This window comes from Novosphingobium aquiterrae (assembly GCF_042434435.1).
Classification (GTDB): Bacteria; Pseudomonadota; Alphaproteobacteria; order Sphingomonadales; family Sphingomonadaceae; genus Novosphingobium; species Novosphingobium aquiterrae.
This window is the reverse complement of record NZ_JBHLTL010000011.1, coordinates 19,355-43,165: the sequence shown is the minus strand read 5'-3', so window position 1 is coordinate 43,165 and position 23,811 is coordinate 19,355. Positions and strand designations below refer to the sequence as shown.

At 64.2% G+C, this 23,811-nt stretch carries 19 protein-coding genes and 2 pseudogenes; 12 read left to right on the top strand and 9 right to left on the bottom strand.

Annotated features, from left to right (window positions below; all coding sequences use genetic code 11):
- Positions 1-5 precede the first annotated feature (5 nt).
- Genes hemC through ACFFF7_RS13640 form a run of 3 tightly spaced genes read left to right on the top strand, consistent with a single transcriptional unit; the run spans position 6 to position 2,585 of the window.
- Positions 6-932 (top strand): hydroxymethylbilane synthase, encoded by a 927-nt coding sequence (gene hemC / locus ACFFF7_RS13650; protein ID WP_379481907.1) that lies wholly within the window; start codon positions 6-8, stop codon positions 930-932.
- A 3-nt stretch (positions 933-935) separates the two neighbouring features.
- A complete protein-coding gene (locus ACFFF7_RS13645; protein ID WP_379481906.1) occupies positions 936-1,637 on the top strand; it encodes a uroporphyrinogen-III synthase in 702 nt (233 codons plus the stop codon).
- Positions 1,638-1,658: 21 nt separating this feature from the next.
- A complete protein-coding gene (locus ACFFF7_RS13640) occupies positions 1,659-2,585 on the top strand; it encodes a hypothetical protein (protein WP_379481905.1) in 927 nt (308 codons plus the stop codon).
- On the opposite strand, the gene ACFFF7_RS13635 is transcribed toward ACFFF7_RS13640, so the two are convergent.
- Both ACFFF7_RS13635 and ACFFF7_RS13630 read right to left on the bottom strand, forming a co-directional pair.
- A complete protein-coding gene (locus ACFFF7_RS13635) occupies positions 2,582-3,796 on the bottom strand; it encodes an FAD-dependent monooxygenase (RefSeq protein ID WP_379481904.1) in 1,215 nt (404 codons plus the stop codon). The two genes, ACFFF7_RS13640 and ACFFF7_RS13635, sit on opposite strands and share 4 nt — an antisense overlap.
- Positions 3,793-5,487 carry an alkaline phosphatase family protein gene (locus ACFFF7_RS13630; protein WP_379481903.1) on the bottom strand — a complete coding sequence of 565 codons (1,695 nt, stop codon included), beginning with the start codon at positions 5,485-5,487 and terminating at the stop codon, positions 3,793-3,795. The genes ACFFF7_RS13635 and ACFFF7_RS13630 overlap by 4 nt, the downstream gene beginning before the upstream one ends.
- A gap of 162 nt (positions 5,488-5,649) precedes the next feature.
- On the opposite strand from ACFFF7_RS13630, the gene ACFFF7_RS13625 reads away from it, so the two are divergent.
- A complete protein-coding gene (locus tag ACFFF7_RS13625) occupies positions 5,650-7,635 on the top strand; it encodes a protein-disulfide reductase DsbD family protein (RefSeq protein ID WP_379481902.1) in 1,986 nt (661 codons plus the stop codon).
- Here ACFFF7_RS13625 and ACFFF7_RS13620 read toward each other — a convergent pair.
- The 4 genes from ACFFF7_RS13620 to ACFFF7_RS13605 form a co-directional block, all read right to left on the bottom strand.
- Positions 7,628-9,139, bottom strand: coding sequence for an acetyl-CoA acetyltransferase (locus ACFFF7_RS13620; protein WP_379481901.1), 1,512 nt, complete (start codon positions 9,137-9,139; stop codon positions 7,628-7,630). The two genes, ACFFF7_RS13625 and ACFFF7_RS13620, sit on opposite strands and share 8 nt — an antisense overlap.
- A gap of 5 nt (positions 9,140-9,144) precedes the next feature.
- On the bottom strand, positions 9,145-9,900 hold the full coding sequence (locus ACFFF7_RS13615; RefSeq protein WP_379481900.1) for an SDR family NAD(P)-dependent oxidoreductase: 756 nt from the start codon (positions 9,898-9,900) through the stop codon (positions 9,145-9,147).
- An 89-nt stretch (positions 9,901-9,989) separates the two neighbouring features.
- Positions 9,990-10,208: a hypothetical protein gene (locus ACFFF7_RS13610; protein ID WP_379481899.1), complete on the bottom strand. Its 219-nt coding sequence runs from the start codon at positions 10,206-10,208 to the stop codon at positions 9,990-9,992.
- Positions 10,209-10,455: 247 nt separating this feature from the next.
- The gene (locus ACFFF7_RS13605) at positions 10,456-10,899 is read right to left on the bottom strand and encodes a sigma-70 family RNA polymerase sigma factor (RefSeq protein WP_379482358.1); all 444 of its coding nucleotides are present in this window, start codon (positions 10,897-10,899) and stop codon (positions 10,456-10,458) included.
- Between ACFFF7_RS13605 and ACFFF7_RS13600 the strand changes: the two are divergent.
- From ACFFF7_RS13600 to ACFFF7_RS13580, 5 genes and pseudogenes are all read left to right on the top strand, one after another.
- A pseudogene (locus ACFFF7_RS13600) lies at positions 10,876-11,001 on the top strand (flagellar motor stator protein MotA); the annotation flags it as partial. The gene ACFFF7_RS13605 and the pseudogene ACFFF7_RS13600 sit on opposite strands and share 24 nt — an antisense overlap.
- A gap of 3 nt (positions 11,002-11,004) precedes the next feature.
- Positions 11,005-11,849 (top strand): annotated as a pseudogene (locus ACFFF7_RS13595) (flagellar motor protein MotB).
- 236 nt (positions 11,850-12,085) lie between these two features.
- A complete protein-coding gene (locus tag ACFFF7_RS13590) occupies positions 12,086-14,374 on the top strand; it encodes an Ig-like domain-containing protein (RefSeq protein WP_379481898.1) in 2,289 nt (762 codons plus the stop codon).
- A 124-nt stretch (positions 14,375-14,498) separates the two neighbouring features.
- Positions 14,499-14,660, top strand: a complete 162-nt coding sequence (locus ACFFF7_RS13585; protein WP_379481897.1) for a hypothetical protein — start codon at positions 14,499-14,501, stop codon at positions 14,658-14,660.
- A gap of 166 nt (positions 14,661-14,826) precedes the next feature.
- Positions 14,827-15,429 carry a response regulator transcription factor gene (locus ACFFF7_RS13580; protein ID WP_379481896.1) on the top strand — a complete coding sequence of 201 codons (603 nt, stop codon included), beginning with the start codon at positions 14,827-14,829 and terminating at the stop codon, positions 15,427-15,429.
- A gap of 103 nt (positions 15,430-15,532) precedes the next feature.
- Here the strand turns inward: ACFFF7_RS13580 and ACFFF7_RS13575 are convergent, their stop codons facing one another.
- Together ACFFF7_RS13575 and ACFFF7_RS13570 are read right to left on the bottom strand one after the other, a co-directional pair.
- Positions 15,533-16,018 (bottom strand): hypothetical protein, encoded by a 486-nt coding sequence (locus ACFFF7_RS13575; RefSeq protein WP_379481895.1) that lies wholly within the window; start codon positions 16,016-16,018, stop codon positions 15,533-15,535.
- 102 nt (positions 16,019-16,120) lie between these two features.
- Entirely contained in the window at positions 16,121-19,081 is a 2,961-nt protein-coding gene (locus ACFFF7_RS13570) for a TonB-dependent receptor (protein WP_379481894.1), read from the bottom strand.
- 277 nt (positions 19,082-19,358) lie between these two features.
- Between ACFFF7_RS13570 and ACFFF7_RS13565 the strand changes: the two genes are divergently transcribed.
- From ACFFF7_RS13565 to ACFFF7_RS13555, 3 genes are read left to right on the top strand one after another with little or no spacing between them, the layout of a single operon-like run.
- On the top strand, positions 19,359-20,909 hold the full coding sequence (locus ACFFF7_RS13565; protein ID WP_379481893.1) for a toll/interleukin-1 receptor domain-containing protein: 1,551 nt from the start codon (positions 19,359-19,361) through the stop codon (positions 20,907-20,909).
- A 10-nt stretch (positions 20,910-20,919) separates the two neighbouring features.
- A complete protein-coding gene (locus ACFFF7_RS13560) occupies positions 20,920-21,426 on the top strand; it encodes a hypothetical protein (protein ID WP_379481892.1) in 507 nt (168 codons plus the stop codon).
- Positions 21,426-23,033 carry a tetratricopeptide repeat-containing protein gene (locus tag ACFFF7_RS13555; RefSeq protein WP_379481891.1) on the top strand — a complete coding sequence of 536 codons (1,608 nt, stop codon included), beginning with the start codon at positions 21,426-21,428 and terminating at the stop codon, positions 23,031-23,033. Before ACFFF7_RS13560 ends, ACFFF7_RS13555 begins: the two co-directional genes overlap by 1 nt.
- On the opposite strand, the gene ACFFF7_RS13550 is transcribed toward ACFFF7_RS13555, so the two are convergent.
- The gene (locus tag ACFFF7_RS13550; protein WP_379481890.1) at positions 23,027-23,710 is read right to left on the bottom strand and encodes a Crp/Fnr family transcriptional regulator; all 684 of its coding nucleotides are present in this window, start codon (positions 23,708-23,710) and stop codon (positions 23,027-23,029) included. The two genes, ACFFF7_RS13555 and ACFFF7_RS13550, sit on opposite strands and share 7 nt — an antisense overlap.
- Between the last annotated feature and the right edge of the window lie 101 nt (positions 23,711-23,811).

Genomic DNA, 23,811 nt, shown 5'->3' with positions numbered 1-23,811 from the left:
CTGGCATGACCGACCGTCCCCTAAAGCTTGGCACCCGCCGCTCCCCGCTTGCCATGGCCCAAGCTCAGGAGGCCCGCGACCGGCTGATCACGGCACATCCCGGTACAAAGGTAGAAATCGTCCCGGTCACCGCCAGCGGCGACAAGGTGCTGGACCGTCCGCTGGCCGAGATCGGCGGCAAGGCATTGTGGACCAAGGAGCTTGATGCCTGGCTGCTGGACGGGCAGATCGACTTTGCTGTCCATTCACTCAAGGACGTTGAAACCCATCGGCCCGAAGAGATCGTCATCGCCGCTGTCCTCCCACGCGAGGACGTGCGGGACGTGCTGGTCGGGGCCGCCTCGCTGGCAGACCTGCCGCCAGGCGCGCGGATCGGCACCAGCGCCCCGCGCCGCGCCGCGCAGGCATTGCACGCCCGCCCCGATTGCGAGGTCGTGACCTTTCGCGGCAATGTCCAGACCCGGCTGGCGAAGCTTGCCGCGGGTGAGGCCGATGCCACCCTGCTGGCGATGGCCGGACTCAACCGGCTGGGACAGTCGGCAGTTGGCACGCCGCTTGATCCCGTCATCTGGCTGCCCGCGCCGGGCCAAGGTGCGATTGCGATCGAATGCCGGCGCGATGATGCCGCGACCCGCGCCGTACTGGCCGCGATCGACGATTGCGCCAGTCATCAGGCGGTCATGGCCGAGCGGGCATTGCTGGCAGCGCTGGGGGGCAATTGCCACAGCCCGATTGCCGTGCTGACCCAGCGCCACGGCAGCGACCTGACAATGCGCGCCGCGCTCTACAGTCCGGATGGACGCGACCGGGTCGAGGGTACCTTGCGCTTTGCCGCTGATGATCACGCGGCACCCGCCGCGCTGGCTGCGGACCTGCTGAACCGCGCGTCCGCCGCGATCCGTCTTCATTTCGCCGGGCCCGAAGGAGGCTGAACGATGGTGCCACTGGTCGTGATCCGCCCCGAGCCCGGCTGCGCTGCCAGCCTGGCCGCGGCGCGCGCCGTCCGGCTTGAGGCACATGGCTTTCCCTTGTTCGAAATTGTCGCGAAAAGCTGGGAAGCCCCCCTGCCCGGCCAGTTCGACGCCATCCTGGGCGGCAGCGGCAATGCGTTTCGTCACGGCGGCAGAGCGCTTGCGCCGCTGCGCGAATTGCCGGTCTATGCCGTGGGCGAGACTACTGCCCATGCCGCGCGCGACGCCGGCTTTGCCATCGCCGCCATCGGCAACGGCGGAATGCAGGGCCTGCTTGCCGAACTGCACGCAGACCACCGCCGCCTGCTGCGGATTGCCGGGGATGAGCGGGTGCCGCTGAACCTGCCGCGCGGTGTGAGCATGGAGGAGCGCGTGGTCTATGCCAACGTACCACGGCCGATGCCGCCGGACTTGGTGGCCCTGCTACGCCAGCCGGCGATGATCGCGCTGCACTCAGCCGAAGCGGCACGCCACGTCGCGGCGCAATGCGTCACGCACGGCATCCGCCGATCGTTGCTGCGGCTTATCGCGCTGAGCCAGCGCATCGCCAGCGCGGCCGGAGAAGGCTGGGGTGAAGTGGCCGTGACCACCCTGCCCAACGACAAGGCCCTGCTGGCCTTGGCCCTGCAGATGTGCCAAGACCCCGGCCCCAAAGGTCGCGACTGACAGAAACTGCCGGACACCCGCATGCCTGAAGACTACTATTCGACAAAGCCTGCCCTTGCGCCGCGTCGCGGCCCGTCACTGCGCGCCATGCTGGCCACAACAATCCTCGCTTTCGCCGGCGGTGCCGCGCTGGTCGGTTATCTGCTATGGGACGGCAAGGTGACGATCAAGGACGATGGATTCGCCATCATGTCCGCTGATCCCAGCCCCAGCGCCAGTCCCGCCCCGCTGATACCTTCTCCCAGTGCCGCACCTTCTTCAGTACCAACGGCAGCTCCCGCCCTGCCCGCCGGCGCTGCCGACCAGCGGATCGCAACGTTGGAGCAACGCCTGGCCCGGCTCGATCTTCAGGCCGCCGCCGCCGAAGGCAATGCCGCCCGCGCTGAAGGCCTGCTGATCGCCTTTGCCGCGCGCCGCGCGGTCGAGCGCGGGGCGCCGCTCGGCTATCTTGCCGACCAGCTCAAGCTGCGCTTTTCCGCGGCCCAGCCCGCTGCCGTCCAGACGGTGATTAATGCGGCGGCCCAGCCGGTCACGCTTGATCAGCTTGCCGGACAGCTTGATGCAATGACTGCCGAACTGACCAACGCGCCAAAGGAAGAAGGCGGCTGGCAGCGCTTGCGCCGCGAATTGTCGGGCCTGTTCGTGGTCCGCCACGATGATGCCCCATCGGCGAATCCGCAAAGCCGGCTGGACCGGGCGCGGCTGATGCTGCGGACGGGCCAGGTCGATGCCGCTGCCGATGAAGTGGCGCGCCTGCCCGGTGCAGCCCAGGCAAATGACTGGATCGGTCTTGCCCGGCGCTATGCCGGAGCGCAGAAGGCGCTTGATCTGATCGAAACCACTGCGCTGCTCGATCCCGACAAGCTCAAGACAGCCAGCGGACAAAGCGTCCAGCAACCAAGCCCCGCCGGCCCCAATCCGCTGCCAGTACCTGAAGCCAGCTTCTAGGCGCGCAGCAAGGCCGGTAGGTCGCCCGACATGCCGCGGGCTTCGTCCATGAAAAACTTCTTCAGCCAGCCGCTGCGCTGCACGGCAGCCATGCCCACGCGCCGAACGGCACTGGGCAGCTTGCCGGGCAAGCCGAACAGCCGGACGATCGCGTCGGTCGTCGCCATGACCGTCAGGCTGTCGACGCTGCGCCAGCGTTCGTAACGAGCCAGCACCTGGGCGTCACCCGGCTCAAGCCCCAGCCGCATGCCTTCGGCCAGGCATTCAACCAGCACCCCGACATCGCGCAGGCCCAGATTGAGCCCCTGCCCGGCGATCGGATGCATTCCGTGCGCCGCATCGCCGACCAGGGCCAGACGATGTTCGACAATCCGCCCGGCATGGTGGAAGTTCAGCGGATAGCCCATTCGCGGCGCAATCAGTTCGATCGCGCCAAAAATACCCTTCAGGCGTTGCGCCATTTCGCCGGTGAAAACCGCATCGGGCAGCGCCATCACGCCGTTCGCGTCCTTCTCGTCGAAGGTCCAGACCACGGCGCTGCGGTGGCGGCCATCGGGCAGATCAAGCAGCGGCAGCAGCGCCAGCGGCCCTGCCGGATAGAACACTTCCCAGGCCACCCCGTCATGCGGCTTTTCGTGGGTAATCGCGGTGACGATCGCGCGATGGCTGTAATCCCATTTGGCTGAGACCAGGCCAGCTTCGGCACGGGTCGGCGACTGCCGTCCTTCCGCACCGATCAGCAGGTTGCCGTGCAGTGTGCGGCTGTCGTTCAGCGTAACCGCTACACCATGCACGCCGCGTTCACGCGTGACCGGTTCGCTGCCGCTGTGCCAGGCGATCAGCGGTTCGGCCCGGGCCGCTTCGAACAGCGCGATGCGGATGTCGCGGTTGGCGAACATCCGGCCCAGCGTACCTTCATCGGGCTTCGGCTGGAAATCGATCCGCCCCGGCTTCATCCCGTCGGTAACGGCAATCGCTTCGATCGGGCATCCCAAGGGCTCCAGCCGCTCGTGCAGGCCGATGTTGCACAGCAGGTTCCAGCTCGCCGTGGAAATGGCCGAGGCGCGGGCATCCATGCCCTCCGCCGTAAGCTGTTGGGGCGTGGCCTTGTCGACCACGTGGCTGCTGATCCCTTGCCGTGCCGCCGCCAGCGCCAGGGTCATCCCGACGAGGCCGCCGCCCAGAATGATCAGATCGCGCGTATCGTTCACTTCAGCGCCTCGCAGGTGTTGCCGCTGCCACCATCCAGATCGAGGCAGCGCCCGTCAAATGTCCCTTCGGGCACGGCCAGGCCGATAAGCGCGGCCAGGCTGGGAGCGATGTCGACGGTTTCGACCGGAGCCGGCTGTTCGAAGCCGCGCAGACCGCGCCGCCAGAACAGCATCGGCACCCGCCGGTCATAGTCGAACGCGCTGCCGTGGGTGGCGACATACATCCCCGGAATAGCTTCCGGGATCGGAGTGACGGCACGGTCGAGCAGGATCACCACGTCACCCGAACGGTTCGGATCGAACGAGGCGCGAGCCCGGTCCTTCAGCGACCAGTCCTGCGGATTGCCCGAAGGTGGCGGGGTCTTCGCCAGCTCCTCCGCCGTGAAGGCAGCGGCAACCTGGGGGTGTGAGCGGGCAAGGGAGACCAGCGCCTGGACGACCTGCCCCTTTTGCGCCGGTGACACAGAGCGACTGACATAAAAATCGCCGAACGGTCCGTCGGCATAGAGCAGCGGCCCGTCGCCGGCCGTAATCCCGGTGCGCGCCGAAATCGCCTTGCCTAGTGCCTGGGGCGAGAGGTTGACGTCAGCACGGACGGCGCGGGGCAGCGCCTGTTCGCGCTGGCGCTCGGGCATGTCGAGCCCGCCGTGATCGGCACTAAGCACCACCGCATAGTCGATCCCGCGGGCGTCGAGATGGGTCAGCAATTGACCGATCGCCTGATCGAGCGCGGCCATCTGGATGCACATTTCCATGCCTTCGGTGCCGGTCGCGTGACCGACATAGTCGGTGGCCGACAGGCTGACCGACAGCACATCGGCCGCCGCGCCCTTGCCCAGGTCAAGTTCATCGACCAGGCGGTTCGCCAGCGCGACCGTGGCTGCATCCATGCGCGGCGAAATCCGCAGCGAATCGGGCTTTCCGGCCTCGAGCGCGAAGCGCCCGGTGCCGACTTGGCCCTTGCCCACCGGCACGGCGCGGTCGGCGGCTGCGCACCAGGCGGGTGCCGCCAGCGCCGGTGCGCCCTTCTTGATCAGCGCGGCCAGTTCGGCGTTCTGGGCAACCGCGGCCGGGGAAATATCCCGGCCCTTCAAAGTGACGAACTGGCCCTTCAGGTACCAATAGGCCGCGTCGATCTTGTGCCCGCCCATCATCATCACGGCGCGGTCCTTGGCCGAGACGGCGACGTTGCGCGATGCGGGATTCGCCGCCTTCATCAGGTCGCCAAGGGTCGGAACCTTGAGGTGCACGGCGGAAACCACCGGCTCGCGGCTGCTGCTGGCCGGGTCGCTTTCATCTTCGGCGCAATAGATCTTCTTTTCGGCGCGGGGGGTCGAAAGATCGAACCAGTTGTTGGCGATAATCCCGCTGCGCGCCGGGTGGACGCCGGTCAGCAAGGTGGAGTGTCCGGGACAGGTTTCGGTCGCGGCGTGCGACTGAAAGCCAGAGGGGAAAACCGCGCCTTGCTCCAGCCGCGCCAGGCCGCCGGTGAAACGGGGCCGGTACTGCGCGAACAGATCGGCAGAGAATTGATCGACCGAGATCGCCACGATCAGCTTGGGCGGCCCCTTGGGAGCCGGATCCATGCCCACACTGCGCGGGGAATCGCTGCCAGACGCACAGGCCGCCAAAGCGGCCATCAGGGCAAGGACAACGGGGGCGGCGAAGTGGCGCTTGAAGAAGGGATGCATGGAAAGTGCGGTCCTCGTCGCCCTCCCGCTTGCGGGATGGGCCAGGGGTGGGCAATAGGCGTGGCTTAGATGATCGCTCTTATGCCCCCCGCCCATCGGTCCCGCAAGCGGGCGCAGGGCAAATTTTGCCTTGTCCTGGCCCTGCTCTGGGCACTTTCGGGGATGCTGGCATCGGCTCCGGCAATTGCCCGCGCCGCGCCCAATCACATCGCCGCGGAAGTCGTTGCCGAATCCGCGGTCGAGCCGGGCAAAAGCGTGACCATCGCCGTGCTGATGCGGCCCGAACCTGGCTGGCATGGCTATTGGGCGAACCCGGGCGATGCCGGGCTTGGCATGGAAATCGACTGGTCCCTGCCACCGGGCGTCAAAGCCGGGGCGCTGCGCTATCCGGTGCCCGACACGCTGCTGATCGCCGGGCTGATGAACCACGTGTTCGAACACGACTATGCCGTGCTGGTGGATCTGACTGTTCCGGCAGCGGCGCGGCCCGGAACGGTGCTGCCGATCAAGGGCAAGGCCCGCTGGCTGGCCTGCACCGACAAGATCTGCGTCCCCGAAAGCGGCGATCTGGCCACCACGGTAACAGTCGGCGCAACCGGCGTGCGCGATCCGCGGTTCGATGCCTGGCGCGCGGCGCAGCCGGCCCCGCTGGGCAGCCCGGCGCGGTTTGCCCTTGGCAGTGACCGGTTGCGCCTTGCCATCCCGCTGCCGCAGAGCGTCAGACTGGACGATCCGCACGTGTTCGTCGCGACCGAGCGCAGCGTGGACTATGCCGCGGTGCAGACTTTTTCCCGGGCGGGCGACCTGCTGCTGATCGAACTGCCCCGCGCCAAGTTCGATCCATTGGTTCCGACCACAATCAACGCGGTCTTGCGAATGAACCCGCAGGGCGACGGCCTGGCGATCACGGCGAGCCCGGGACATGTTCCGAGCGGAGGCATGCCACTGCAAGCCGGCGCGCCGGGGGCGCCGCTGTGGAGCCTGCTGCTGTCTGCCCTGCTTGGCGGCTTGCTGCTCAACGTGATGCCCTGTGTTTTCCCGATCCTCAGCCTCAAGGCGCTCAGCCTGGTCCGCTCAGGCGAAAGCGCGGCCCAGGCCCGCAGCGAAGGGCTGGCCTATTCGGCAGGGGTAGTGCTGGCCTGCGTGGCGCTGGGGGTGCTGCTGCTCGCCTTGCGCGCCGCGGGTGAGCAGGTCGGCTGGGCGTTCCAGTTGCAGGAACCGCTGGTGGTCGCGGCGCTATTGCTGGTTGCCGTGACGATCACGGCCAATCTGGCCGGTCTGTTCGAATTCGCCGTACCGGGATTTGCCCGGTCCGGATCACCCCAAGGGGCCTTCGCAACCGGCCTGCTTGCCGCCTTCGTTGCCACGCCGTGCACCGGCCCGTTCATGGCTGCGGCGATGGGGGCAGCGCTGCTTCTGCCTGTGCCGCAAGCCCTTGCGCTCTTTGCTGCGCTGGGTCTTGGCCTTGCCTTGCCCTTCCTGGCTCTGGCCTTCATCCCTGTGCTGCGCCGCGCCTTGCCGCGCCCGGGGGCGTGGATGGAGCGATTCCGCAAAGCGATGGCAGTTCCGATGGGACTGACCGCACTGGCGCTGGTCTGGCTGGCCAGCCGTGTGGCCGGCAACGCCTTTGCACTTGCCGCCGTTCTGACCGCGCTGATCGTGCTGGCGGCGCTGGTGCTGCTCGGGCGGCGCCAGCGCCACGGCCTTGGCGCAGGGGCGCGCTGGTGGCTGGTTGTCGCAATAGTGCTTGGCTTTGCCGCGCTTGGCCTGCCTGGCATGGTCCGCGCTCCTGCTGGCGAAGCCCAGGGCATCCTGTCCAGCCAGCCCTACAGCGAAGCTGCACTGGCCCAGGCGCGCGAGCAGGGCAAACCGGTGTTCCTCTACTTCACCGCCGACTGGTGCCTGACCTGCAAAGTCAACGAAGCCGCCGCGATCGAGCGCGAAGAGACGCGGGCCGCCTTCACAAAGGCAGGGGTGGTGGTGCTGCGCGGCGACTGGACCCGGCGCGATCCTGCGATCACCCGCTATCTGGCGACGCAGGGTGCGGCCGGTGTGCCGCTGTATATGTGGTATCCAGCCGAAGGCGGCGCACCGCAGCAATTGCCGCAAGTGCTGAGTGTGGGAACACTGACGGATCTGGTCAGGTAAACCAGAAGCGATTGGTGCCGTCGAAGTCGCTTTCGATCCGCGCGGTGCGGCCGGTGACCGGTCCTTGCCGCAGCGCGGCGATGACGCCGGGATCGCTGGAGTTGCCCAGCACACGCGAGTCCCCGACCCGCGCGACCAGCGTCGCGACTTCGCCCTGTTTGGTCGGCTGGATGGTGAAGCTCTCGGCCACGGCCTCGCCGTCGTAGCTGTCGAGCACGGTCAAGGCCGGCTTGATCTTGGGCAGGCTTTTCCAGCGACTTTCTGACCATTGCGCCGGCGTGGTGGAATAGACCGCGGCCGCATATTTGCTCATGTTGCCGCCGTTGGCGCCGACCAGTGCGATGCTGCCAGGCGCGGCGCGACAGCGCATAACAGCCTCGGCAATGGCATGCGAAGAATAGTTGTTCCCGGCACCGCCAAAGAACGGTAGCCCCCCGGTCAAGGTCCAGCCGCGCGGGTCTTCGCGGTCGAGACCGAAGGCGTCAAGCAAGTTGAAAACCGGGATCGCAAAGCAAGAATAAAAGTCGATATGGCTTAGCTTTTCCCAGTCGCATGCCGCAACCTCAAGCGCAGTTGAGATTGCAGCAACGGCAGCCGGACTCTTCTCCAGGTCGGCGCGCGACAGCATCGATGGTTCGGCGCAATCGGCCACGCCGTGGATGTAGACCCAGCGGTCCTCGGGCACGCCGAGCCGCCGTGCTTCGGCCACGCTGGCCAGCACGATCGCCGCGCCCTGGTTGACCTGATCGCGCGCCACGACCAGCCGGCCATAAGGTTCGGCGACCAGGCGGTTGCGCTCGGTCAGCGTCGCCAGTTCCTCCACGCTGCGCATCGTCGGCGCGGCGCTGTGCGGATTGCGCGCGGCGACCTCGGTGAATGGCGCAAACAGCTTGCCGATCTCGGTGCGATAGTCATTCAGTGACAGGCCCAGCCGCTCGCGCCGGACATTCTCGGCCAGCGGGTAGGCCGCGATCGGCGCAGCCACGCCGTGGCGCAGCGCCGTCTTGTCAAGCACGCCGTCATAGCCGGTGCCGCGGTCCTCCAGCGTGCCGCGCCGCCGTTCCGACCAGTCACGCTTCTCGCCGCGCGCCAGCAATGCGCGCATTGTCGAAATCGCTTCCGATCCGACAATCGCCGCCATGTTCGAACGGCCCGCCGCGATCTCTGCCGCCAGTTCGCCGACCAGCCGCTGCGGCCCCTGCCCGCCGACAACTTCCAGGATCGCGCGGGCAGGATTGGCCCCGGCGCGCCTGGCGATCGAGCGCGGAGTGTTGTTCGAATTGCCGAACGGCGCGGAATAACGCGTTGCCGAAATCTCGAACTGGCGGATCGCCGCAATCGTGTCCAGCGCAAGTCCAAGCTTGCGCTTGGCCTGCGCATCGGCAAACGCCGCCTTCAAGGCATCGCCCGCCAGATCCATCGGGCTACGCTCGGCGTAATCGGCCTCGCCGACCCGCTCGGACACCTGCCCGACACCGATGATGACCGGGGTGCTGTCAGACACCGCCATCACAGCACCTGTCCGTCGTCAACGGTCAACGTGGAGCCGGTGATATGCGCCGAGGCATCGGACGTGAACAGCAGCAGCGGTTCGTCCAGTGCTTCGATCGGGCACATCCGCTTGCGATGGAACGCTGCGATCTGCGCCTTGCCACCTTCGGTCTGGAACCAGTCACCGGCCACTTCGGTCTGGATATAGCCAGGCTGGATCGTGTTGACGTTGATCCCCTGACGGACCCACTCGCGCGCGAATTGCCGCCCCAAATGCGCTACGCCGGCCTTGGTGGCGGCATAAGCGGAATCGCCCTGCCCGGTCATTTCGGCCGTGATCGAGCCGATCAACACCACCCGCCCGCGCCCGTGGGCCTTGAACCCGGCAGCGATCATCCGCCGCGCGCCCTCGCGCGCCGTCAGGTAGAGCCCGACGAAATTGGTGTTCACCACGCTGGCGATATCGGCCAGCGGAAGATCGACCGAGCGTCCCGCCACAGCGATACCGGCATTGGCGATGACCGAGTCAACCGTTCCGAACCGCTCCTCTGCCGCGTCATAGGCGGCAATGATCGACGCTTCGTCGGTGACGTCCATGGCCACGGCATGCACGCTCGCACCAAGTTCGGCCGCGAGTGCGGCGATCCGGTCAGTCCGGCGCGCGCCGATCACGACGCGCGCGCCTTCGTTCACCAGAAGCCGCGCGAAATGCGCGCCGAAGCCGGACGACGCCCCGGTAATTAGTGCAATCCGCCCTTCGAGTCTGCCGCTCATCACCCTGTTCTCCGCACCTTTAATCAGGCGATTAACAGCGTGGCTCGTTCAGGGTCAAGGCTTAGGGCAGCGATAGGCGTGGCGGCGCGTCAGGCGCAGGCCAGCAATTGGACCTCGGCGCGGTGAAAGATGCACCAGGTGCCGCTTTCTTCCAGCCGCAGCGAAAAGCTGTAGTCGTTACCGTCGAGCACATCGGCTTCGCGGCAATCGAGTCGCCCGACAATCGCCATGACATTGGCAGCGCTGTCCGCGGCGATTTCCCGGTGCGTCAGGGCGGGAGAGGCGGGAAAAATTCGATATCTTGCCATGACTTTGCTCCAATCAAGTGGCGGGTCGACCGTTGTTTCGATCAGTTCCCTGTTGCCCACTTGCCGTGATTTTCGGACTGTGATTTCATCCATAGCACATTTTTTTGAATATGTCGGAACAAATTTGCTCGATGAATAATGTTGCACATTTGCGTCTATTCACACTTGTGCACTGTTTTTATACATTCAGCGAGATCCAAAAATCCTGCAAGCAATAGGATTGTTACAAAATTACGTCGATCTTATTTCACGGTAACAGCATGACAAAATCACCCAGCGCCGCGCGCAACCGCTCGAGCGCCTGGGCCTTGAGTTGGTGGATCCTTGGTACGGAAACTTGTAGCGCTGCGGCAATCTCGGTCAGGTTGAACTCTTCGACGAAATAGAGCTGCATGATTATTTGCAGCCGCTCGGGCAATTCGGCAATCGCGGCCGCCAGGTGTGCGCGCAGTTCGGCATCGGCCAGCAGGGTAAAGCTGTCGGGCCGCTCGTCGGCAAAGGCAATGTCGCTGTCGCTATAGGCCTCATCGATCGGTTCGAACTGCAGCGGTGCGGCATTGCTGCGCAGCTGTGCCAGTTCCTCTGCCCCGATGCCAAGCGCGGCGGCCAGTTCCTCGGCGCCGGGTTCGCGGCCCAGTTCCAGGCGCAGCGTGCCTTCCGCAGAGGCCAGCTGCTCATCGCCTCCCTGCACGGCTGGCCCCAGCCGCTGGTGGTCGAAAGCGCGCGCTCGGGTCTGGGCCACGATTTCCGCCCCGGCCTGTCGGAACTGCTCGACGCCCTGCGCGGGCGCTAGGCCATGGCCAGCGCACCGGCAAAAAAGGGCAAGAACGAGCCCCTGCCGCCGATCATCGTCAAGAAGGTCACCGTGGTTGCCGGTGGACATCACGGCGGCGCGTGGAAGGTCGCCTATGCCGACTTTGTCACCGCGATGATGGCCTTCTTCCTGCTACTGTGGCTGCTTGGCGCGACCACCGAGAAGCAGCGCAAGGGCATCGCCGACTACTTCACGCCCACGCTGGTCAAAATGCGCGAGGGCAGTGCCGGATCGAACGGGCTGCTCGGCGGCAACTCGATCACCGATGTCGACAACTATCCCAACCGGGCCGGCCAGACCGGAACCAAGGCGATGACCATCCCGCGCGACACAACCGGCGGGCCCAAGGAAGGGGCCGAGCGGATCAAGCGGATGCAGGCGATGCAGCAACGGCTATCGGCGAAGCTGCGCACCGATCCGAAAATCGCCCGACTGGCCAAGCAGGTACGGATGATCGACACCACCGAGGGGATCCGCATCGACCTAGTCGATGATGCCGATTTCTCGATGTTCCAGCTCGGCACGACCGTGCTCACCGCTGATGCCAGCAGGCTGCTCGATGCGATCGGCACAATGCTCGGGGGGAAGTCGGCGCGCTGTCGATCCGCGGCCATACCGATGCGCTGCCATGGAACGGGGGCATCGGGGCAAACAACTGGTCGCTTTCGGCCGGGCGCGCCGAAGCGACTCGCCAGGCGCTGATCCGCCAGGGGATCGTCGATGGCCGCTTTCGACGGATCGAAGGCGTTGCCGACCGCGAACCGCTGATCCAGAGCGACCCCGCCGATCCCCGCAATCGGCGCATTTCGCTGCTGCTGATGCGCTAAGAACCGGTGCGCCGATGGTTAGCTAAACCGAAGAACTTTATACTTAATTTCTAATTACTTATTTCTGTAGCAAAAGTGCAGCCTTGCTCTTACACAATGGCCCGGTCAGCATAGACCGAGTCGGCTTGCAATCGTTCGCCGCGCTACGCCAAAGCATAATCAGGGTCGCTCCTTGGGTCGCACCAATCCCTGGGGCCCGGTTATATCGACCGGACCTCCTGCCAAGGAGGAAGAGCATGCCTGATCCATTTTGCCCGCGACAGATCACCTTCACCATTCCCGGAAGCCCCGGTGTCACGGTCACTGCGACCGAAGTGAACGGCGCGATCGAATTCCACGTCGTCGCTGACGGCACGACCAACAAGATCCCCGACTTGCGTGGCCTGTTCTTCGACCTGGGCGGCGACAAGACCGCCGGCGTGACCGTCACCAACGAGGACGGCGTTTCGGGATCGCAGGTGCGGACCAATGGCGTGCTCGACCTGGGCAACGGCAATAACATGCAGGGCAAGACCAAGGACGGCTTCGACGTCGGGGTCAGCTTCGGCACTGCCGGGCGCGGCCGTGAAGCGGTCAGCGAAGGCACCTTCCTGCTCGACAACGCGAACCATTCCCTGACTCTCGACGATATCGCGCACATGCGCTTCGGCGTGCGGATCGACGGTGTCGGCGGCGGCACCGGCCCGCGCGACGGCGGCGCGACCAAGCTGATGACCATTGCGCCTGCCGCCCCCGATGCACGCGACGATACCATCGCGATGTTCGAAGACGGCGCCGCAGGCCTCAACGATCCGTCGAAGACCCCGCACACCGTGGTCCTCAACGTCCTGGCCAACGATACCGATGGCGACGGCGATCCGCTGACCATCACCTCTATCCACGAACAGCCGCTGCACGGCACCGTGGCAATCGCCGCCGACGGCAAGACGATCATCTACACCCCCGAACTCGACTATGCCGGGCAGGTCAGCTTCGAATACTGCATTTCCGACGGCCACGGCGGGCAGGACCATGCCATGGTCACGCTCAACATCGAGGCGGTCGCCGACCGCCCGATTATCAACGTCACGACCGAGGCGACCGGGGTGGTCAACCAGGTGCTGCTCCACGTCACCGCCGACCAGGCCGACGCCGACAGCTCGGAATACCTGACCCACATCCTGTCCAGCACGCTGCCCGCTGGCGTGACGATCTCGCCGGTCAGCGTTGCCCCGGGCGGTCAGCCGGATCACATCGCCCAGGACTTCCTGCTGACCCTGCCGATCGATCAGGACACCAATTTCAACCTGACCTTCACGGCAGAATCGCAGGAAACTTCGAACGGCGATACCGAAACGGCGACCTACACCGTGCCGATCGTCTACGAATACAATTCGACGACCGCCAGCACGGTGTTCGACGCCACCGATCAGAATATTTGGTCGAGCGGCGCCGCCTTCACCTTCACCGATGACCGCTTCATCGGGGTCGATACCGGCAATTTCAACCAGAGCATCGGCAGCACGTTCTATGCCGGGGTCGACGGGCACATCCAGCTGGGCCTGCAATCGACGCTGCACTTCAACGGCGGCGAAATCGACGCCACGGCCGGCTATGACCTGACGGTTGAAACCAATTTCAACAAGACCGTCGACACCCTGCTGATCGATACCACGGCGCTGCTGACCGGAACGCAGTTCAGCACGGTCGGTCCGGAAGGTTCATACCTGCTTGCTTTCCTCTATGACGTCGCACTTCACGCCTATGCCGGGGTCGATATCGATCTGGGTGCGCTGGGCAGCGTTGGCGGGCAGGCCGATCTGCTCAACCTGTCATTCGGCCCGGGCAGCATTCCGATCCTCGACATCAACAGTCAGGATCTGGGCGGAACGGTCACATTGCCGCCACCGCTCGATGCTTTCAGCCTCGATTTCGCCTGGCCGCACCTGACGACCAGTGCCGCGGGTGGCAGCATCATCGACAGCAGCGGGGCCAGCAACAACTTCCTCCAGCTCAATCTCGATCTCGATCAGCTGGTGGCGCAACTGCTGTTCGGCGGAGCCAACCCGCTCGATCCGCCGCGGATCGATTTCGGCCCGGTCTATGCCGATGCCGACCTGCTGAACGTCGTACTGTCGGCCGGGCTCAACTTCCTGCAACAGTTCGAAATGTCGATGGGCAATGTCGAGGGCGTGCTGCAATTCGAAGACGGTTCGTCGCAGGCCTTCACATTTGGCGACTCGCTGCAGATCGAGCACGCGTCGGCAATCGATGCCGCGGGCAACAATGACGGGCATGTCGATTTCACGTTCACCCTGGCGCCGGATTCGACCCTGCACAATAACACCGACCTTGGCTTCAATGTCGGCGTGCTGATCGAACTGCTGACAGTTGAAATCGGCTATGACATCGAAGTGGCCAGCGACAGCACCACGATCGGACCGCTTGCCAGCTTCGGCACGGTCGTGCCGGTGGCCGACATCAGTGTCTATGACAGCACCTTCGATCTGGCTTACGCGAACCATCAGTTCCTGTTCGCCGCCTGACCGATCCGGGTCGCGGAAGTGGTAAGGCCCGGCGGTCATCAAGACCGCCGGGCCATGCCTGCAGGGGGCAGGCGGTGGACCGTTGCGCTTAGCGCAGCAGCGACAGCACGTTCTGCGGCTGCAGATGGGGATTGACCCAGCCGCAGCGATGGCCCCCGCACTGACACAGCTATACCGCGCCGCGCGCGCCGCGCTGCTCGCCAGCGTCCCGGCCTTTGATCCGGCAGAGATCGCCGTCCTGCGCCGCGACTTCGCCGAAATCGCCAAGGCCCTCGGCAGAGGATGAATCATTGTGCCGTTCATTGCTCGAAAATGGATTTATTTTTTCGCGAAAACCAAGCCGCAACCGTCCGGAACCTGTGTGGAACGTCCATTTTCGTCGCACCCCGGCGGGCGCGTGGCCGCACGCCGCGATAGTGCCTAGGCAGTAATCAGTAGGGGGTTAAGCGACGATGCGGCATACCGACATCCTGATCCTGATCGACGCCGACGGCCGGCGCCGGGCGGCGATCTCCCATTTTCTGGCCAGCAGCGGCATCCATGTCGAACCGTTCGAAAGCATGACCGAACTGGTACAGCGCTGGCCGCGTAACGGGGTCATTCTGGCGCATGACGATGGCCATGCCGTGCCAACCCTTATCGGCCGGATGACCAAGGACGCCAACTGGTTGCCGCTGATCGCGTTCGGCGTGGAGCCCGGCACGAACCGCGTCGTCCAGGCGGTGCTGAACGGGGCGATCGACTATCTTGAATGGCCCTTCGGCGAAACCGAGGTGCGGGCGGCACTGGCTGTGGCAGAGGAAAGCCATGATGCCATGGGCAATGCCCGCCTGCGCGAAGGCATGGCCCGCAGCCGGATCCAGCGCCTTACTCCGCGCGAACGCGAAGTTCTGGTTGGCGTGGCTGACGGCCTGTCCAACCGGCTGATTGGCGAGCGCCTGGCGATCAGTCCGCGCACGGTCGAAATTCACCGCGCCAACATGCTCAACAAGATGGGCGCGAACCACACCTCCGAAGCGATCCGCATCGCGATCGAGGCCGCGCTGGTCAGCTGAGCCGATCCCGAGCCCGGCTTTCCGAGCGACCAATTCCCGGCCGGGCGCTGGCCGGCCGTTGCGTCAAACATGGCGCGAAGACCGGCCCTTTTCTGCGGCCCGCTCAATTGAGACGCAGTTCGGGACCAGATTTGTGCGATCCCTCATGCGGCGAAGCGGCAGAGGCCGGAGCGGCCAGTGCGGTCGCCAGTGCGCCGATCAGGGCCAGAGCAGCACTTGCCCCTTCGGCATGGACCTCTTGCGATTGCCCGGCGAGGACGACCGTTGCCAGGTGCCGCCCGCCCGGCGCGCGTGACAGCATGTACCCGCCGACTTGCTCAACCAGCGCCAGCGCAGCGGAGGCATCGGCGCCGGTCTGAACCAGCCGCGTCACAACGGACGTGTCAAAAATAGCGCTCCAGTGCGGATGGGCCTGCACCAGCGCGGCGAGCGCATCGATCTGGTCGCAGCCACCGTCAGGCGTGGCATAGGCGCAGCCAAAGGCAAGGTCCGCCAGGGCATCGCGGAACGCCGCCTGCTGCTCGCGCTGGTTGTCGCCCGGCTCGTCCATAATCGCGCAAGCCTGCCCGTGGTGCAGGTCTTCTGTCAATCGCGCGCGTGTACCGCGGCAGGGCAAGACGCACGAGAACGGGGCCCGGACTTGCGCCCGGACCCCGTCAGCATTCCCTCCCAGGAGTGCTTTTTCGTTACCTCAGAACTTGAAGCCTACCGCGACACCGTAGGTCCGCGGATCGAGCGTATAGATGTTGGTGAACAGGGCCGACGACGGATCGGTGATGTACTTGCCAGTGATCGCCTGTGAATCAAATACATTGGATACGAAGGCGCGAGCACTGAACTTGCTATCCGGGCCGCTAAGGATAATTTGCGCATTGACGATTTCATATGCCGAAATCTTGTCACGGGCAGTGTTGAAGTTGCTGCCCCACGAATTGCCCGTCATGTGCAAGTCAACGCGTGGCGACAACGTCCAGTCGCCGCCTACCTTGGCGTCGTACTGGGCACCAACCGAGAACTTCCAGTTCGGCGAGTTCGCCAGTTCGTTGCCTGAGATGTTGCGCGCAACACCGCCTGGCAGGAACAGGCCGCCGCCTGCCCCGGCATCGAACAGGTACGTTCCGGCAGGCACGGCGGACTGCAAGAAGCTGCCCAGCGCACCGCACAGCGAGTAGGCACCGAGTGAATTGGTGCCTGGGACCGGGACTGCGGGACGGATCAGCCCGCCGCCGGCAGCGGCGTTGAAGCCATCAACCAGTGCCAGAGTCGTGGCAATCGGAACGCTCCCTTGAACCGTTGGCGCAACGACGCAGTTCGCGGCGCTTTGCAGATCCTTGATGATCACGACATCAGACCGCCCATTGGATGGGTCACGGGTGTCAATTGCCGAGAAATTGAGGATCTTGGTCTTAAGGTAGGAAAGCGAGGCGTTGATGGTGAAATTGCGCTCTGGCCGAATGATCGATTCAAGTTCGACACCATAGATGTTCGCGTTGGTGTTGTCATTGAACGAGGTCCGGTTGATGATACGGCTGACCTGGAAATCCTTGTATTTATAATAGAATCCCGTGAGGTTAAGCTGCAGTGCGCCACCCAGGAACGAGTTTTTCGTGCCGATTTCGAAGGCGTCGATGGTTTCGCCCTTGAAGGTCAGCGGGATCGGCGGGAACAGGTTCGGATCGTAAGGCGGGTTGAAGCCACCCGGCTTGTTGCCTCTGGTATAGCTGGCATAGACCAGCGTGTCCTGCGTGAAGCTGAGCTCGGGCTTCCAATCGAGCACCACGCGCCCGGTCACGGCATCGAACGTACCCGACTGGATCGCATAGGCCTGCTGTCCGGCGATCGATGCGTCGTTGTCGAGGGTGTTGAGCACCGCGTTCACATTCGTTGTTCCATTTGGAACAAGCGCGTTCAGGAATGGCTGACGTGCGGCGATGTACTTCTTGTCGTTCGAATAGCGCAGGCCACCGGTCAGTTTCAAGTTATCGGCAATCTTGAAATAGACTTCACCGAACACGCCGTAGGTCTTGAGCTCGGCCCGTGCCGTCTCGCTGTCGAAGAACGGTGGGCCCAAGGTGCTGGCACCGAATCCTGAATTGAGAATGCCAAGGAACGCGGCCATGTAGTCAAAGCCCGAAGCTATCACAGAGTATGTGATGTTCTTGCCCTTATTCTCCAGATAAAGACCACCGAGCAGGAAATTGACCGGCCCGTCGAAGTTCGTCGCAATGCGACCTTCAAGCGACCATTGAGTGTTTTCGCCGGCCGAATAGTCAAATTCGTTCGAGTTGTCGGTGCAGCCCTGGATGCGTCCTCCGATCGAACCCGCATGAAGCGGATCGTAGGCCGAGGTGCAAATCTGGTTGCTGCCGGGCCGGAATGCGCCCGAAGCCAGCATCCTGGTGGCGAAGAGGCGGGCAGTCGGGCTGTATACCCCCAGCCCCGCAGCCGCGTCGCGCAGGTTGACCAGCCCCGGATTGTTCAGAATGCTGCGGGTCGTTGTCAGGTTATAGTCGATGCTGGAACTGTATTTGCTGTGCGAATAGCCGCCGTTCAAGGTCAGCGTCATATTGGGGCCAAGATCCTGCTTCAGTTCGGCCTGGATCGTGGTCTGTTTGGACTTCCACAGCGGTTCGAAGTCGATAGCAACGGTGCGTACGTCATTCGGAACGACAGCCCCGCTATAGTTGTCACCGTCATCGGCATAAACGCTGCCGAGGCCGAACTGGGCAAGCTCGCCCAGGCCCAGACCGCCAAACGCGATGGCCAGAAACTCCTGGCTTGCCAAAACCCCTGTGGCTGTGGCGTCGCCATTGATGGCATCGAACCCTTCTTGATCCGGACGACAACCCAGGATCCCGGTAAGGTCCTTGGCGCAGAGCTGCTTTTGTCCGCGCGAACGGTTGCTATCTTCCTGAAAGTATTGGCCGGTCACGGTCAGGCGCGTTGAGTCGGTCGGCTCGAACTTCAGCGATCCACGCAGCGAATAGTAGTCGCGGCCATCAATACGATTGCCCGTGTTGAGATTGCGGGTGTAGCCGTCGCGCTTCAGGTAGATACCGGCGAGGCGGACACCGAGCGTTTCGCCGATCGGCACGTTGACCATGCCTTGTATCTGGCGGGCGTTGTAATTGCCGTAAGAGGCCTCTCCCGAAGCCTTGAATCCCGAAAGATCCGGCTTGGCGGTGATTATGTTGAACACGCCGGCCGTGGCGTTGCGACCGAACAGCGTCCCTTGCGGACCGCGCAGAACCTCAAGCCGTTCGAGGTCATAGAACTCTGAATCGAAAATGCGGCTGGCAATCAGCGGCATGTCGTTCAGGTGGATCGCCACGCCCTGATCGCCCGATGCCGCTACAACCGGCGAGCCGATTCCGCGAATGGTGATGTTCGTGCCGGAAAAGTTGCCGTAAGTCAGTGTCGTGTTGGGCAAAGCAAGCTGCAATTCCAGAGGATTGCTGATCTGCTGCTGCTCGAGAGATTCATTGGAGAATGCGGATACCGCAATCGGGACATCCTGCAGCCGTTCCGCAGTTCGCTGTGCAGTGACGACGATTTCGCCGGGAACAGGTTGATCGTCGGCCTGCTGTGCGTAGGCAGGAAATGCAATTGCTCCGGCGCATACGCCCGCAAGCAGAGTCAGTTTACCCCTCATCAGCCCTCTCTCCTTTTTATGCCCGACCCTTATCCGGGCGGTTGCGAGGAGGAGTAAATCACTCTCTGACCGGCTTGACAACAAGTTTTAATCGAACGGTTAGAACTGTCCCCAGGCGCAGCAAAACTGCCACACTCCGCCGGTTTCCCCGTGGCATTCGAAAAGACCGTCTGGCTGACACCGGATTTCGCAACCAGGCCGCTGCGCCAAGTGCGGCGATTGCCATATCTCTGAAAATCGGCCACCTTCGATGTCAGAGTAACTCGCCGGGGAACATATGGGACGGCCAGGGGCAGAGCCGGACGCACCGCGCTATCGCGCATTCATAAGCTACAGTCATGCCAATGACGGTTTTGCCCACTGGCTGCATCGCAGGCTGGAGCGGTACGTCTTGCCGCGCGGACCTGAGACGGCGGCAGAGCGGCTTTCGCCAATTTTCCTGGATCGGGCTGAATTGGCCGCCGGGACCGATTTGTCACAACAGGTCAGAGCAGCGCTGGATGCATCGGCGGCGCTGATCGTGGTTTGCAGTCCGGCGGCAGCGCAAAGCCGCTGGGTTGCGCTGGAAATTGAACTGTTCCGTCAACTACATCCGGACCGACCGATCCTGGCAGCCTTGCTTGCCGGAGAACCTGCGGACGCCTTCCCCGCGCCGCTGACCCACCATGCCGGCATGGTAATCGAACCGCTTGCCGCCGATTTTCGCAAGCAAGGCGACGGTCGCCGGCTGGGATTGCTCAAGGTCATCGCCGGATTGACGGCCTTGCCGCTGGACCGGTTGGTACAACGCGACGCGATCGCACGGCAGCGCCGCGTGATGGTCATCACAGCCGGAGCAGTCGTTCTGAGCCTAGTCCTGGCGGCGATGCTGTTCGTCGCGCTGCGCGAACGGGCCGAGGCCCAGCGCCAGCGCGCGGATGCCGAAGGAATGGTGGAGTTTATGCTGACCGACCTGCGCGACCGTCTGAAAGGCGTTGGCCGGCTTGAGATCATGGATTCGGTCAACCGCAAGGCGATGGAGCATTACCGGGCCGACAATAATGTGCGCGACCTTCCCGACGACATGCTGCAACGCCGCGCACGCCTGCTGACAGCCATGGGCGAAGACGACATGGAGCAGGGCAAGCGCGACGCCGCACTCGAGAAATTCCAGGCCGCCTACCGCGTAACGGATGACTTGTTGAAGCGCGATCCCGGCAATACCGATCGCATCTTCAACCATGCGCAAAGCGAATATTGGGTCGGCTCGGTCTCGTTCGAAATTCAGGACAAGCCCGCTACCCAGAAGCACTGGCAAGCCTATCTGGCCCTTGCCCAGCGCCTGGTTGCAATCGAGCCGGCAAAGATCGATTGGCAACGCGAGCTGGGCTATGCCGAAAACAACCTCTGCGCCCTTGCCCTTGCTGAGCCCATTCAGCCCGATAGTGCGAAACAACATTGCTCAGCCGCAGTCACCGCCAACAAGGCTATCGCTGCATTCGAGCCCGACAAGGTTCAGTCGCAGTTCGACTATCTCAATGCCCTGGGCTGGGAAGCCGACGCGGCCCTGAAATCCGGTCGCGGACAGGAGGCCTTGACGATCCGCCTGCAGCAGCGGGATATCGCGCGTAAACTTCCCGGCCGTTTTCCTGGCGACGCCCGGGCTCTGCAGGCCAACTTGCAGGTCATGCTGGGCCTGGCCCAGACCTATGCCGCGATCGGACAGGCCGATGAGGCTGCAACAGTGGCCAAGGAAGGCTTGCTTCTCGCGAACGATCTGGAGCGCCGTGATCCCAGCAACAAATCCTGGAGCAACTGGCGCAGGAAACTGATGAAATTGAGCACTTAAGGGGGCCGGAATGGAAACTACTGAAGTCGTCACGATAGAATATCTGCCGGGACTGGACTGCGATCTGGAAAGTCCGGACCGGGTCAGCGTTCGGTTCGAATTCGAACCGCGCGGAGGCACGTTGAACTTCAAGATGATCGACACGACGCCGTGGCCCCCGGGCAGCAATGGCCGCGCCGTGATGAAGGACACGGACGGCAATACCTATCTCGTGGTCGAACGCGGCCAGGACCGGATCTTCGATTTCGAACTCAGTCCCAATTGGCGTTGGCAATTCGATCGCAACGCCAACACGGTTGGCGAACCGATCACATTCAAACGGGGCGATGCGCCGCTGTACCGGGTCGTTTGGGTTTCGCCGACACGGCTGGAAATCTATGCAAAAGCCCGGCCACATATGCCGACGGGCATGGCGCGCGACTTTTTCAACATCTACGTCCTGTTCGATCAGGACAGCGGCACCCCGATCGCGCTGCGCATCGATCCCGGCACCAACAATCCGCCGCGCGACCCCTGATGCGCGTAACGCTACCTGCAATCGCCGCGATGGTTCGCGCTGGCGCCGTGGAGCGCGCCTGGGAATTGTTTGTCGGTGAAGGCCATGCTGACCGGCGCGGCGATGCCGCGACAGAGGCTGTGCGCGGCCGCCTGTTCAAGGCCCGGGCACGGCTGACACAGGGGCGCGAGCAGGCGCAGCTGTTTGCCGAAGCGGCGCGGGCCTATTCGGCAGCGAACGTGATCGATCCCGCGCCATATCTGGCGATCAATGCCGCGACCCTGTCTCTGCTGGCGCAGGACGATAGCGCCGCGCGCACGGGTGCCCGCCAGGTCATCGCGATGCTCGACAGCGGCAGCAATCTTGCCGACACGCCTTATTACCTGGCGGCCACCCGGGCCGAGGCGGCTCTGTTGCTGGGTGACCAGAACGCCGCCGAAGCGGCAATGGACCAGGCGGCGACACACGATCCCGATGGCTGGCGTGACCGTGCAACAACAATTGCGCAGCTACGCGAAATCACTGCGGTGCGCGGCGATGATGCCACCTGGCTGATCCGCTTTGCGCCGCCTGCCAGCCTTCATTTCGCCGGACACATGGGGCTTGCCAGCGGCGGAAACCTGGAAGCGCAGCTGGCACGGCAGGTCGACGCACTTATCGCTGCCGAGCGGATCGGCTTTGCCTGGGGGGCACTTGCCGCCGGCGCCGACATCATCATAGCCGAACGCCTGCTTGCCGCGGGGGTCGAACTGCACCTGGTTCTCCCTTGCGCGCCGGACACGTTCGAAGGTCAGTCGGTCCACCCCGCCGGTCAGCAATGGAGCGCCCGCTATCGCTCGGTTCTGGCCAGGGCGAACTCGCTGCGCCTCGCCGCCGCCGACGCTGGCGCGGTCCATGATCCGATCGCGACGGCCCACGCGGGCGAGCTGGCCATCGGGGCAACCTTGCTCAACGCGTCCGAACTTGCCTCGACGTGTTGCCAGTTGATAGTCACCGACGCCGATGGCGGAGGCCGCAACACGGCCCGCCAGGCCGCAATGTGGCCTGCCGGCGCGGGCCCGCAACACCATCTGACGGTCGCGCGTGACGCGGCGATCGAGGCTCTGTTTCCGCCGGAGCGGAGCGATCCGTACCGCGCCCTTGCCGTGCACGTCGCAATCGAACTCGATGGGCTGTCCCACCAGGTGCCATCCGATCCGCAGTCTATCGAACGGCAAGTGTTGCCGATCTCCCGCGCACTGGCGCGCATGTCTCCGCACCGTGTACGCGCGGCACCCGGGCGCTGGGATCTCGTTCTTGACGATGTACCGGAAGGTTTGGCGACCCTGCTCGACGTCCAGGCCAATTGCCGTGCCGCTGGCATGCCCCAGCCCGCAATCGGTGCGCATATCGCCATCGCCAGCCTCGTTTCCGATGCGGCCAGCGGCGCACTGGTGCCTTATGGTCCGGGGATGACCTTGGCACGGCGGCTCATGGCAATGGCTCCGTCCGGCACGATACTGATCACCGATGCCCTGGCGGTAACGATGGCTGCGCGGCGCGTGTCAGGACTGCGCAGCGAGTTGTATCATACGGGCGATGACGACAGCGCCGGTCCGGTCCACGTCCTGCTGCCCGGATCTCAGTAAACCTGCTCTTCCAGCCGGTGCGGCGCGACGATCAACAGCCCGCCCTCCACCCGCTTCACGAGTCCGCGACGCTCGAGCTGCGAGATTGTCCGCGATACGGTCTCGCGGGTCGATCGCACGCTAACCGCCAGTTCCGACATCACCGGCATCGGACGAATGGTGCGGTCGTTGCTGACAGCCACCCGGCGCAGCAGCTCGGCACAGATGCGTCCGCCGACCGACAGCAGCGTTGCCTCGACCATCCGGCGGCGCAGCGCTTCGAGCCGCGCGGATAGCTGACGATTGATTGCCCGTGCCACCGGACCATAGCTGTCCATCAGGCGGACTAGCGCAGGCGTGGCAAAGTGTGCACCGCGGCCATCGACCAGGCTTTCGGTCTGGGCAACACCGCCATCGCTGCCGCTCATCAGTGCGCCATAAAGATCGCCGCGGCCCAGGACCGAAAGCTGCAGGATGCTGCCGTCCTGACCATAGGCAACTTCCTGCGCCTGTCCTGCCACGATCACGGTTGTCTCGTCCCGATCGGGCAGAGGCCACAGCACGGCACCCCTGGGCAGGGACGCTTCACGCGCAAGCGCCGTAATCGTTGCAGCCAGGCTCTCGTCGCAGGCAAACGCCTCTGCAATCGCCGCCTGCGCGCCGCCCGAAGCCGCAGCCTTGGTGCCCCCCGAAATCATGGGAACCGAATAACAGCTTGCAGCACCATGCAAAAGGGCACGCTGCATATGGGCGGTTCAGGCAAAGACCCGCTCTGCCGCGCGCCAAACAACAGAGTTTA